Origin of the sequence: Klebsiella pneumoniae, assembly GCF_000742135.1 — a bacterium.
Taxonomy (GTDB): Bacteria; Pseudomonadota; Gammaproteobacteria; order Enterobacterales; family Enterobacteriaceae; genus Klebsiella; species Klebsiella pneumoniae.
This window is the reverse complement of the sequence record NZ_KN046818.1, coordinates 3,737,818-3,750,218: the sequence shown is the minus strand read 5'-3', so window position 1 is coordinate 3,750,218 and position 12,401 is coordinate 3,737,818. Positions and strand designations below refer to the sequence as shown.

At 54.8% G+C, this 12,401-nt stretch carries 12 protein-coding genes; 4 read left to right on the top strand and 8 right to left on the bottom strand.

Features of this window, described 5'->3' with window-relative positions; translation table 11 throughout:
- Positions 1-176: 176 nt before the first annotated feature.
- The 3 genes from DR88_RS07930 to DR88_RS07945 form a co-directional block, all read right to left on the bottom strand.
- Positions 177-1,324, bottom strand: a protein-coding gene (locus DR88_RS07930; protein WP_085956349.1) for an IS3 family transposase whose coding sequence is annotated in 2 segments (ribosomal slippage) — positions 177-1,087 and positions 1,087-1,324 — 1,149 coding nt in all. Because the reading frame shifts where the segments join, the coding sequence is not laid out codon by codon here.
- Between the two features lie 370 nt (positions 1,325-1,694).
- On the bottom strand, positions 1,695-2,213 hold the full coding sequence (locus DR88_RS07940; protein WP_025367924.1) for a hypothetical protein: 519 nt from the start codon (positions 2,211-2,213) through the stop codon (positions 1,695-1,697).
- Between the two features lie 51 nt (positions 2,214-2,264).
- On the bottom strand, positions 2,265-3,548 hold the full coding sequence (locus tag DR88_RS07945; protein WP_025367923.1) for a tyrosine-type recombinase/integrase: 1,284 nt from the start codon (positions 3,546-3,548) through the stop codon (positions 2,265-2,267).
- A gap of 217 nt (positions 3,549-3,765) precedes the next feature.
- On the opposite strand from DR88_RS07945, the gene mutS reads away from it, so the two are divergent.
- A complete protein-coding gene (gene mutS / locus DR88_RS07950) occupies positions 3,766-6,327 on the top strand; it encodes a DNA mismatch repair protein MutS (protein ID WP_004149529.1) in 2,562 nt (853 codons plus the stop codon).
- A gap of 119 nt (positions 6,328-6,446) precedes the next feature.
- Here the strand turns inward: mutS and DR88_RS07955 are convergent, their stop codons facing one another.
- From DR88_RS07955 to DR88_RS07970, 4 genes are all read right to left on the bottom strand, one after another.
- The gene (locus DR88_RS07955) at positions 6,447-6,599 is read right to left on the bottom strand and encodes a Hok/Gef family protein (RefSeq protein WP_002915097.1); all 153 of its coding nucleotides are present in this window, start codon (positions 6,597-6,599) and stop codon (positions 6,447-6,449) included.
- 338 nt (positions 6,600-6,937) lie between these two features.
- The gene (locus DR88_RS07960) at positions 6,938-7,174 is read right to left on the bottom strand and encodes a non-oxidative hydroxyarylic acid decarboxylases subunit D (RefSeq protein ID WP_002915098.1); all 237 of its coding nucleotides are present in this window, start codon (positions 7,172-7,174) and stop codon (positions 6,938-6,940) included.
- A gap of 10 nt (positions 7,175-7,184) precedes the next feature.
- Positions 7,185-8,612: a non-oxidative hydroxyarylic acid decarboxylases subunit C gene (locus DR88_RS07965; RefSeq protein ID WP_004151060.1), complete on the bottom strand. Its 1,428-nt coding sequence runs from the start codon at positions 8,610-8,612 to the stop codon at positions 7,185-7,187.
- Positions 8,612-9,205: a non-oxidative hydroxyarylic acid decarboxylases subunit B gene (locus DR88_RS07970; protein ID WP_002915099.1), complete on the bottom strand. Its 594-nt coding sequence runs from the start codon at positions 9,203-9,205 to the stop codon at positions 8,612-8,614. The genes DR88_RS07965 and DR88_RS07970 overlap by 1 nt, the downstream gene beginning before the upstream one ends.
- A gap of 173 nt (positions 9,206-9,378) precedes the next feature.
- On the opposite strand from DR88_RS07970, the gene DR88_RS07975 reads away from it, so the two are divergent.
- Positions 9,379-9,786, top strand: coding sequence for a MarR family winged helix-turn-helix transcriptional regulator (locus DR88_RS07975; RefSeq protein WP_002915102.1), 408 nt, complete (start codon positions 9,379-9,381; stop codon positions 9,784-9,786).
- Positions 9,787-9,794: 8 nt separating this feature from the next.
- Here DR88_RS07975 and DR88_RS07980 read toward each other — a convergent pair whose 3' ends face one another.
- Entirely contained in the window at positions 9,795-10,682 is an 888-nt protein-coding gene (locus tag DR88_RS07980; RefSeq protein ID WP_025861030.1) for a LysR family transcriptional regulator, read from the bottom strand.
- Between the two features lie 108 nt (positions 10,683-10,790).
- On the opposite strand from DR88_RS07980, the gene DR88_RS07985 reads away from it, so the two are divergent.
- Positions 10,791-11,993, top strand: a complete 1,203-nt coding sequence (locus tag DR88_RS07985) for an MFS transporter (RefSeq protein ID WP_004149539.1) — start codon at positions 10,791-10,793, stop codon at positions 11,991-11,993.
- Positions 11,990-12,367: a hypothetical protein gene (locus DR88_RS07990; RefSeq protein ID WP_002915104.1), complete on the top strand. Its 378-nt coding sequence runs from the start codon at positions 11,990-11,992 to the stop codon at positions 12,365-12,367. Before DR88_RS07985 ends, DR88_RS07990 begins: the two co-directional genes overlap by 4 nt.
- Positions 12,368-12,401: the final 34 nt, after the last annotated feature.

The window sequence follows — 12,401 nt, the reverse complement described above, 5'->3', positions numbered from 1 at the left end:
TATAATACCTTAGGAGTTAAATTTTATCTATTGCTTCCGCTCAATCAAAAGATATGGATGGGACCATTCAGTAACCTCCTCATATGAAACAAACCCATCGTGCTCCAGTGCGCAAACGCCCTTATGGCTGGCAACATAATCGTATACAGACTGACTTTTGAATCGCCACGGATAATCTAGACACTTCCGAGCCGTTGATAATACTGGTTTTCATATTCTGTCGGTGACATCTGATTGCTTGAACCATGCCGACGCTTACTGTTATAAAACATTTCGATGTAATCAAAAATATCGCTGCGGGCTTCTTCCCGCGTTCCGTAGATCTTTTTCTTTATCCGTTCGCGTTTCAGCAACTGGAAAAAGCTTTCTGCAACCGCATTATCGTGACAGTTACCGCGACGGCTCATACTCCCCTCCAAGCCGTGTGATTTCAGAAACGACTGCCACTCATGGCTTGTGTACTGACTGCCCTGGTCCGAGTGAACCAGCACCGGTTTTTGGGGATTACGCCGCCATACAGCCATCAGCAGTGCGTTCAGGACAATGTCCTTTGTCATCCGGGATTGCATTGACCAGCCGATAATTTTGCGTGAGAACAGATCAACAACCACGGCAAGATACAGCCAGCCTTCGTGGGTCCTGATGTAGGTTATGTCCGTTACCCAACGCTTATCCGGAGCATCCGGATTGAACTGTCGCTGGAGCCTGTTGGGCGATACGATACTGGCCTCGCCTTTGCGTGCCCGCGGGCTCCGGTACCCGACCTGAGCCTTTATCCCGGCACGATTCATCAGTCGCCAGACTCTGTTCACTCCGCACTGTTGCCCGCTATCCCGCAAGTCCAGATGGATCTTGCGATAACCATAAACGCAACCGGACTCCAGCCAGAACTGTTTGATCTGTCCCGTCAGTCTCAGATCTACCTGGTGGCGCTGAGAATACGGTTGCTTAAACCAGGCGTAAAAACCACTGGGATGAACATCCAGCACCCGACAGAGCAGGCGAACAGGCCAGCAACAGATGTTGTCACGGATGAAGGCGTACCTCAGTCGGACAGCTTTGCGAAGTACGCCGCGGCTTTTTTTAATATATCCCGTTCGTCAGTAACCCGCTTCAGCTCTTTCTGGAGACGGCGGATCTCGGCCTGAGCATCTGACTGTTCTTTATTAGTGGAAGAATCCGGACCGTATTTCTTTATCCAGGCGTAAAGGCTGTGGGTGGTGATATCGAGACGTGTTGCAACGCTGGAAACAGAATAACCACGATCAACAACCTGTTTGACTGCTTCAATTTTAAACTCTTCGGGATAACGCTTACCGCTCATGGGCACCTCTCTTTAAGCCATCTTAAATGACTCCGAGGTGTCTGTTAAACCCGTGGCGATTCACTTACAGTTAACATCCCAATTACCATATCAACCATAACGGCAGCTATGAGGGATGATTTGCCGATTTTTATAGATGAATAAAATGCAGTTTTTTAAGTATCAAAAATTTATTTATAAGGATCTTGAAGCAATGGCGCGATAATAGGAGCCGAACCTGCGACCTTCGCATTACTAATGCAAGCAAACTCCAAAATGAGTACAATGATAAGTACATACAAAAACATGAATAAAATAAAACAGTTATATCAATAAGATAACTATTAAATCACGGTTCAACGTTTAAAAGGTAACTTCATTGCGTTTTCTCTTAATCCTCTGGAATCATTCTTAATGCTGCATCAAGCTCATCATTTAACATGCTGCCTACAAACGAACTTCGTGAGGAAAAGTATTTTACCCCCGGACCAAGAGCACCAACACGCTTTAAAATACGTTGCTGCGCTGCATAAGCTGGCTTTATTCTACTATCAACATCTTTCCACCATTTGAGACCATATTTTTTAATTATCTTCCCTTTTATTCTTTTAAAATACGCCTTACTATCTTCACCCTTATAAGAGACTAATACACTAGCCCAAATCATTTTCTTATGAATAGATAATGGTCTATACTCTCGCTCAATTAAATCACTTCGAACATTAGGATGTAAAAGCAAACTACCATCAAGTAATTTACGTTTTATCCACAAACGTCTGGCACACTCGTAAATTTTTTTCTTCTCTTCTTTTTCAAGATGTCTGGTATAAGTTGCCCAAGCTTCTAGATCATCAACTAATGATAATTTCTCAATTAGAGTTTGCTGTTCGGTGTTGAAATCGCTAAGCATGAAAAATCCCTTCTGTTGCAGCAACATAAATTAATAATACATCTGTATTTGTTATTTTATCAGGTCATCCAAATAATCCGCCCACACCTGCAACCACTTCCGGCACTCAGAATCATACTTATACAGATTATAAATACCTTCAACGCCGCCACGTGTATGCCCCAATACGGCCTCTGCTATCTCATTTGGACACTGCAAACGAGATAACCCCGTTCGTACTGTACGACGCAGATCGTGCGGCGTCCAATGAGGTATATCAAGCATTTGACCGCTTTCACGTAAACGCCATGAGTTTTCAGTTAGATACTTCTGCTGAATTGGCTTCTTTGTGGCTTGCGAAGGGAATAGATATTTGTCAGAGGTAAGCCGTAGTACTTTGAGAAAGTCGATTGCCTGATCAGATAACTGTACGTAGCGCTCTATCCCTGTTTTAGTTTCTCGCAGATGAATAGTGCCTTTTTCAAGATCAACATCCTTCCATGCCATATTGCAGACTTCACCAGTACGACACCCAGTCCAGAGAGTCAGACGTAACACGTTTTTGATCGTTGGTGTGTAAGCCGAACCCGGAAGCCATTTAAGGAATTTAGCAAGCTCGTCCTCGCTCAGTACTCGTGTTCCTCGTCCGTTTGTGAGCTTAATTCTGGTCTGTGGTAAGCTGGATTTTGCTAACAGCGCCGGGTTCGCAAAATTATCATTAAAACGTCCAAGGCCAATTGCAAATTCATATGCGAGTGAAAGCTCCCTCAGAACATTACCAGCCTGTACGGTTGCACCTCGGGCTACAATGCCATTAATTAAATTGATGACATCCTGACGCGTAATCTCAGCAGCATTTCGGGTTCCTAAGCTTTTAACAGCGTCACCATAGAGAGTACGACGAACCTCAGCCTGCCCTTTCAGCTTTCTGGCACCGGGAATGACCTTCCCATCCTTCGTTTTACGATCCTCAATACGTTCAGTAAGATACAATTCAACTAATCCCTGTACGGTCAATTCAGGGATCTTAGCTTGTTCAGCTTCAATCGCACGCTGGAGCTTATCTTTTTTGAGTTCAGTCGCAGGGCACCGACCTTCCTGTCGGAGGAGCTTTAATTCGTGGAGTTTAAGACGTGCAGCGGCGAGAGAAGTCTGCGGGAAGTTACCAATTTTAACCTGAGCTAGCTTGCCAGTCAGAGGACTTGTGTAACGATAGAAAAAAGACTTAACCCCAGTTGCACCACAGGAGACACGTAAGCCACGATTTTCGCCTACATCAGCCTTATCTTTGTCGCCTGGCTTCATCATTTCTACCGCTTTAAACGAAAGTGGCCTTCCCTCTTGTTTTCCTGCCATAAAGACTCCGTTATCATGCATCTTATGCAGTCATGAACATAAATGTAGGTTGCACTGTATGTGCCCATATTTTACCAGGCTATAGGTTGGCAAGCTACACTTTAACCTACATTTAAATGTAGGATTTCATGATATTCGATGAGACAACGTGAAACTCAATGACAACAACAAATATCACTAACTCATTAAAAATTAAGAAAATGGACATCTCAAGCCGATGAGTACAATAGAAAATTTAGACTCGCACACCCCAATGATGCAGCAGTATCTCAAGCTAAAGGCGCAACATCCTGACATTCTACTGTTTTACCGGATGGGGGATTTTTACGAGCTATTTTATGACGATGCGAAACGCGCCTCGCAGCTGCTCGATATCTCGCTGACCAAGCGCGGCGCCTCCGCGGGCGAACCCATTCCGATGGCCGGCATCCCCCACCACGCCGTAGAGAACTACCTCGCCAAACTGGTCAATCAGGGCGAGTCGGTGGCCATTTGCGAGCAGATTGGCGACCCGGCCACCACCAAGGGGCCGGTCGAGCGTAAAGTGGTACGTATCGTCACCCCGGGCACCATTAGCGATGAAGCGCTGCTGCAGGAGCGCCAGGACAACCTGCTGGCCGCCATCTGGCAGGACAGCAAGGGCTTCGGCTACGCGACGCTGGATATCAGCTCCGGGCGCTTTCGCCTGAGCGAACCGGCCGACCGCGAAACCATGGCGGCAGAGCTGCAACGCACCAACCCGGCGGAACTGCTGTATGCGGAAGATTTTGCCGAATCGTCGCTGATCGAGGGCCGCCGCGGTCTGCGCCGTCGCCCGCTGTGGGAATTTGAAATCGACACCGCGCGCCAGCAGCTAAACCTGCAGTTCGGCACCCGCGATCTGGTCGGCTTCGGCGTCGAAAACGCCCCGCGCGGCCTGTGCGCCGCCGGCTGCCTGCTGCAGTATGTCAAAGACACCCAGCGTACCTCGCTGCCGCACATCCGCTCCATCACCATGGAACGCCAGCAGGACAGCATCATTATGGATGCCGCCACCCGCCGTAACCTCGAGATCACCCAGAATCTGGCCGGCGGCACCGACAACACCCTGGCCTCGGTACTCGACTGTACGGTGACGCCGATGGGTAGCCGGATGCTCAAGCGCTGGCTGCATATGCCGGTCCGCGATACCGCCGTGCTGGTGGAGCGCCAGCAGACCATCGGCGCGCTGCAGGAGCGCTATACCGAGCTGCAGCCGGTGCTGCGCCAGGTCGGCGATCTGGAGCGTATTCTGGCGCGTCTGGCGCTGCGTACCGCCCGGCCGCGCGATCTTGCCCGCATGCGTCATGCCCTGCAGCAACTGCCTCTGCTGCGTGAGCTGCTGGCCGACGTTGACAGTCAGCCGGTGCAAAAATTGCGCGAGAAAATGGGCGAGTTCACCGAACTGCGCGAACTGCTGGAGCGCGCGGTGATCGACGCCCCGCCGGTGCTGGTCCGCGACGGCGGGGTCATCGCCCCGGGCTATAGCGAAGAGTTGGACGAGTGGCGGGCGCTGGCCGATGGCGCCACCGATTATCTCGATAAACTGGAGATCCGCGAGCGCGAGCGGCTGGGCCTCGATACCCTGAAAGTCGGCTACAACGCCGTCCACGGCTACTACATCCAGATCAGCCGCGGCCAGAGCCACCTCGCGCCGATCCACTACGTGCGCCGCCAGACGCTGAAAAACGCCGAACGCTACATTATTCCTGAGCTGAAGGAATACGAAGATAAGGTGCTGACCTCCAAGGGCAAAGCGCTGGCGCTGGAAAAACAGCTTTATGACGAACTGTTCGACCTGCTGCTGCCGCATCTCGCCGATCTGCAAACCAGCGCCAGCGCGCTGGCCGAGCTGGACGTGCTGGTCAACCTGGCGGAACGTGCGGAAACCCTGAACTATTGCTGCCCAACCTTTAGCGATAAGCCAGGCATTCGCATTAGCGAAGGCCGTCACCCGGTGGTCGAGCAGGTGCTGAAAGAGCCGTTTATCGCTAACCCGCTGCAGCTGGCGCCGCAGCGGCGGATGCTGATCATTACCGGGCCGAACATGGGCGGTAAAAGTACCTATATGCGCCAGACCGCGCTGATTGCGCTACTGGCCTATATCGGCAGCTACGTCCCGGCGCAGAAAGTAGAAATTGGCCCGATCGATCGCATCTTCACCCGCGTCGGCGCGGCGGATGACCTGGCCAGCGGCCGCTCGACCTTTATGGTGGAGATGACTGAAACCGCCAATATCCTGCACAATGCCACCGAGCATAGCCTGGTGCTGATGGATGAGATTGGCCGCGGCACGTCCACCTACGATGGGCTATCGCTGGCGTGGGCCTGTGCGGAAAATCTGGCCAACAAAATCAAGGCGCTGACCCTGTTCGCCACCCACTACTTCGAGCTCACCCAGCTGCCGGAGAAAATGGAAGGCGTCGCCAACGTCCACCTCGACGCCCTGGAGCACGGCGATACCATCGCCTTTATGCACAGCGTGCAGGACGGCGCGGCCAGCAAGAGCTATGGCCTGGCGGTCGCCGCGCTGGCGGGGGTGCCGAAAGAGGTGATCAAGCGCGCGCGGCAGAAACTGCGCGAGCTGGAGAGTATCTCGCCCAACGCGGCGGCGACCCAGGTCGACGGCACGCAGATGTCGCTACTCGCCGCCCCGGAAGAGACCTCGCCTGCGGTTGAGGCGCTGGAGAATCTTGATCCGGACTCCCTGACCCCGCGTCAGGCGCTGGAGTGGATCTACCGTCTGAAAAGCCTGGTCTAGCCACCCATTAAGGTGAAAAACGGCAGCGCTGTGAAGCGCTGCCGTTTTAGTAAACAAAAAAATGGGTGCTAGAGGATGCGTCCTGACAACCCATACGCGGGGTTGCCCCCGCGCGGATGCTACTTCTTCGATTCGTAAGCGAGAACAGCTTTAAACTCAATATTACGCTCTTTAATACTCAGCTCGCATAGTGAGCTGTGCACCAACAGCGTAAATCCCAGTACCGTAATACAGAGTACGATGATTGCCACAAGGGCATATTTTGTCAGCATATCTTGCCTCCCTGCAAAGAAGAGACTAACATCTGAATTGTCTATGTTCATTCGCTAGCCTCAGTTGATAGAAATATCTCCTGGGGCTTTCGTCTGTCTGGGGGCCTGGTAATGCTCAAGGCCAGACAGCCTCAAGCACCCGCCGCAATTCTACACTCGTCAGGGCGTGAAATTTATCTGCAAGGAATTAATCAGACGAATTTTATAATAATCTGGATGCAGGCTCGCAAAGTCATCCCGGTATATTAACCCTTCACGTAATTTTTTAATTTAATGAAAAAATAATTTCCATAATTGTACTAAATATAAAAAAGGCCCGACTTAGCGGGCCCCTTTCATTAACGCTTATCTTCCGGCAATAGCGGCGGTACGTGCGGCACCTGCGGCGCCTCATCGATATCTTTCTGCGTCATGCGGAACGCTTCCGGATAGTGTTCGCGGCTGGTGCGGCGCAGCGGCTCGGTATCTCGCCAGGTGTAAAGACAGTGCTGGCACTGATACACGGTCCAGACCCCTTTCACCGGCGAGGTCGCCATGACTTCAATCTTTTCATCGGCGCAACGTGGACAAATCATCTTCTTCTCCTTATTTACGGTTGGCCAGCATAGCGGTCAGTTTTTCAGCCCAGGCTTTGGTTTCCGGCAGATCCTGCACCGGCTGGCTGTAGTGGCCGCGAAGGTCCGGCGCAACCGGGGTGGTGGCGTCGATAATCAGTTTGTCGGTAATGCCTGCCGGGCTGGAGCCTGGGTCAAGTTCAAGGACCGACATGTTCGGCAACTGCACCAGGTCTCCCGCCGGGTTAACCTTCGAGGAGAGCGCCCACATCACCTGCGGCAGGTTGAACGGGTCGACGTCTTCATCAACCATGATCACCATCTTCACATAGCCGAGGCCGTGGGGAGTGGTCATCGCCCGCAGGCCCACCGCGCGGGCAAAACCGCCGTAGCGTTTTTTGGTGGAGATGATCGCCAGCAGACCATGGGTGTACATGGCGTTGACCGCCTGCACTTCCGGAAATTCGGCCTTCAGCTGCTGATACAGCGGTACGCAGGTCGCCGGGCCCATCAGATAGTCAATCTCGGTCCACGGCATACCTAGGTAGAGCGATTCAAAAATCGGTTTGCTGCGATAAGAGACTTTGTCGATACGCACTACCGTCATGTTACGACCGCCGGAGTAGTGACCGGTAAATTCACCGAACGGCCCCTCGATCTCACGCTTACGCCCTTCAATGACCCCTTCGAGGATCACTTCCGAACCCCAGGGTACATCAAAGCCGGTCAGCGGCGCGGTAGCGATGGGATACGGGCTCTCGCGCAGCGCGCCAGCCATCTCATATTCAGACTGATCGTATTTCAGCGGCGTGGCGCCCATCAGGGTAATAATCGGGTCGTTACCGAGGGTAATGGCGATCGGCAGATCTTCCCCACGCTCTTCCGCTTTGTGCAGATGCAGCGCGATATCGTGCATCGGTACCGGCTGCAGGCCGAGCTTGCGCTTGCCTTTCACTTCCATGCGGTAGATACCGACGTTTTGCTTACCGAAGTTATCTTTATCCAGCGGATCGCGCGAAACGACACAGGCTTTATCGAGGTAGAAACCGCCGTCACCATCGTTGAGGCGGAACAGCGGCAGAATATCGAACAGGTTGATATCATCGCCATCAACAGTATTTTCTGCCCACGCCGGGTTGGCGCGGCGCTCTGGCGTCACCGGGAAGTTATCCCAGCGGCGAATGAACTCATCAATCTGCTTTTTCACCGGCGTGTTAGGCGGCAGGCCCAGCGAGATGGCATGGTTCTGCCACGAGCCGATGGTGTTCATCGTCACGCGAGCATCGTTAAAGCCGCGAATATTATCGAACCACAGCGCCGGGGCACCGTCGCCGATGCGTCCGGTCGCATTGGCGGCCGCCGCCAGATCGGGCTCAGCGTTCACCTCTTCACTGATTTTCAGCAGTTGTCCCTGGTCATCCAGCGCCTGCAAAAAGCTGCGCAAATCATCAAAAGCCATTATTCGATCTCCTGTGCAAATTGTTCTGCCGTGCGCAAGCCGTTCCAGCGGCGCGCTTTGTGATAGTCGAGGCCAAACTGATCCAGCACCCGGGTGACGATATGATTGGTGATATCGTCAACCGTCTCCGGGTGGTTGTAGTAAGCTGGCATCGGCGGGACCATCGCCACGCCCATGCGGGACAGCGCCAGCATGTTCTCCAGATGGATCGTGCTGAGCGGCATTTCCCGCGGGACCAACACCAGCTTGCGCCCCTCTTTGAGCACCACGTCCGCCGCGCGGCCCACCAGTCCTTCGGCATAACCCGCGCGAATGCCTGCAAGCGTTTTCATACTGCAGGGAATAACGATCATGCCGTCGGTACGAAATGAACCGGATGAGATGGTGGCGGCCTGGTCTGCCGGGCTGTGGGAAAAGTCCGCCAGCGCGGCCACTTCGCGCGCCGTCCAGGGCGTTTCCAGCTCGATGGTGGTTTTGGCCCATTTCGACATCACCAGATGGGTTTCCACCTCCGGCATATCGCGCAGCGCCTGCAGCAATGCCACCCCAAGCGGTGCCCCGGTGGCCCCCGTCATCCCAATAATCAGTTTCATTCCAGACCTCATTACTTTTGTTCGTGTACGAACTTTATATTTAAACTACCCCCTCCAGCCCTTATTGGCAAGATCGTTCGTATACGTGCGCATTTTTAATCAAAACGCAGAAAGGGTATAAAAAGGCGTACGAACGGCTATCATAGAGGTGACAGTTTTGTTACGGAGTATTCATGGAGTTACGAAACGAAGCATTCCACCTGCTGCGCCAGCTTTTTCAACAGCATACCGCCCGCTGGCAGCAGGCGTTGCCGGACCTGACTAAACCTCAGTATGCGGTGATGCGCTCGGTAGCGGAGCACCCCGGGATCGAACAGGTGGCGCTGATTGAAGCGGCGGTCAGCACCAAGGCTACGCTGGCGGAGATGCTCAGCCGAATGGAAGCGCGCGGCCTGGTGCGCCGGGAGCACGATCCGGCCGATAAACGCCGCCGTTTTGTCTATCTGACCGACGAAGGCGAGGCGTTGCTTAACCGTTCCATTCCGCAGGGCAATGAGGTCGATGACGAGTTTCTCGGCCGCCTGAGCGATGACGAGCGCGAGCAGTTCTCCCGGCTGGTGCACAAAATGATGGCGCCCTGAACGGGCGCTTAACCGACCTTCTCGCGCAGGAAGTCAATAAATGCCCGCACCCGGGTCGGCAAATGCTGCGAGTCGGGATAAAGGGCATACACGCCCTGCTGTGGGAAATGGTATTCCGGCAGGAGCGGCACCAGCTCCCGCTGCGCCACCTTTTTGGCTACCAGCCATGCGGGCAGCAAGGCGACGCCGCATCCCGCCAGAGCAAAGCTCATCAGCGCCGTAGCGCTATCAGCAGAAAACCGCGGCGCGCTGGCTATCGCGAAATCCACCTCTGTCTGGTGATCCGTGCGCAGCTGCCAGCGCAGCGGCGTCGGCAGGCGCTCGTGAATAATCCACTCAGCTTGCGCCAGATCGGACAGCGTCTGCACCGGATGGCTTGCCAGCCAGGCCGGAGAGGCGACGGGCAGGATCGCGAAACTGGCTATCCGCGTCGCACGATAGCGGGAATCGGCCAGCGTACCGAGGCGTATCGCCACATCAAATCGTTCTGAAATGAGGTCGGCATGATGGGAGGAGGAGACGTGGCGCACCCGCAGCGCCGGATGACGACGGGCGAACGCGGCCAGCGCTGGAATGATAACCTGCGCGCCATACTCCGGCGTGGTGGTGATCCGGAGCTCCCCGCTTAAGCCGCTATGGCTGGCCCGCACCTCATCCTGGAGATTTTCCGCCGCGTTCAGGAGCGCTACCCCGCGCTGATAGAACAGCACCCCGGCGTCAGTGAGCCGCAAACGCCGCGTCGAACGCAGCAGCAGCGTCACCCCCAGCTCATTTTCCAGCTGCCGTACGTTAAAGCTGACCACCGCCTTGGTCTGCCCCAGCGCCGCTGCGGCCAGGGTGAAACTGCCGGCATCTACCACGGCGATAAACATGGCCACGCGCTGAAGATTAAGCATCGTCGTCCGGATGATTGTCAAAAATATTCAGACAGTATATCCCGATTAGTCCCGTTTATCCCTCGCTGCGGCAGGTTTACAGTAGCCGCCTGTCTGAGGGAGTGAACCATGACCTACCGCCACCGCGTTGCCACCGTTTTTCTGTTCGGTTTTTTTCTCGATTTGATCAATATGTTTATCGCCAGCATCGCCTTTCCGGCAATCAGCCGCGCGCTGGCGGTTTCCGTCTCGCAACTGGCGTGGGTCAGTAATGCCTATATTCTCAGTCTGACGGTCGTTGTGCCGTTCAGCGCCTGGCTCAGCGAGCGCTGGGGGGCGAAACGGCTGTTTTTACTCTCGCTGGGGCTGTTCAGCCTCGGCGCGCTGGCGGCAGGACTTGCCAACAGCCTGAGCGAACTGATTTTATGGCGGACGCTGCAGGGGATGGGCGGCGGGCTGTTAATCCCCCTCGGCCAGGCGCTGACGTGGCCGCTGTTTCAGCCGCATGAGCGGGCGAAGCTGTCGGCGGCGGTGATGCTGGTCGGCCTGCTGGCCCCCGCCTGCTCGCCGGCGATCGGCGGCCTGTTAGTCGAGGCGTTCAGCTGGCGCTGGGTCTTTTTCGCCAGCCTGCCTGTGGCTCTGCTAACCTTTGTGCTGGCGGTGCGATGGCTGAACGACACCCCCGGTCCGGTTCGCCCGACTCGCTTTCTTCCACTGTCGCTGCTGGCCGATCCCCTGCTGCGCTTCGCGATGCTGATCTACCTCTGCGTGCCGGGGATGTTTATTGGCGTCAACGTGGTGGGGATGTACTACCTGCAACGCGTCACCGGGTTGGCGCCGGGGGCAATCGGTGCCCTGATGGTGCCCTGGTCGCTGGCCTCGTTTGCCGCCATCACCTTTACCGGCAGATATTTCAACCGCTTCGGGCCCCGGCCGCTGGTCGTCATCGGCTGCCTGCTTCAGGCGATGGGGATCATGCTGCTGCTGAAGATCGATGCGGACAGCCCGCTGGCGCTGTTGATTCTGGCCTTTACGCTGATGGGCGGCGGAGGCAGCTTATGCAGCAGCACCGCGCAAAGCAGCGCTTTCCTGCATACGCCTGCCGAAGAGATGCCTGACGCCAGCGCGCTATGGAATCTTAACCGCCAGCTCAGCTTCTTTGCCGGCAGCGCCCTGCTCGCCCTGCTGCTGAGGGTATTCCCGCCGGCCTACGCCTGGCAGGGGGTATTTATTAGCGCCGCCGTCATTACCCTGTTGCCGCTGCTGTTTTGCCTGCGGCTGAATAATCGGGCGATTATCCATCGCCTGCACACCACTCTGGAGAAGTCATGAATCCTTATCTGCAGGAAGTCCTCGATGCCCATGTCCTTATCGAACGCTGGTTAAGCCATGGCGAAGGAAGCGCTGAGGCGCTGATGAAGCGTTTTGCCGCCGATTTTACCATGATCCCCTTGAGCGGTGAGAAGATGGACTACCCAACGGTGAGCCGTTTTTTCCACCACGCCGGCGGCAGCCGTCCGGGGTTAGATATCGTAGTGGATCAGATGGAAATCATCAGCGAGTGGCACGACGGCGCCGCAGTGCTATATCGTGAAAGCCAAACGCTGGCGGATAGCAGCCAGAACGTTCGCTGGTCGACGGCGATTTTTCAGCAAGCGGAAGGGAAAATTGTCTGGCGCCATCTGCAGGAAACCCGCCTCGGCTAGCCCAAAGAAAAAGGCCCCGACTTTCGAGGGGGCC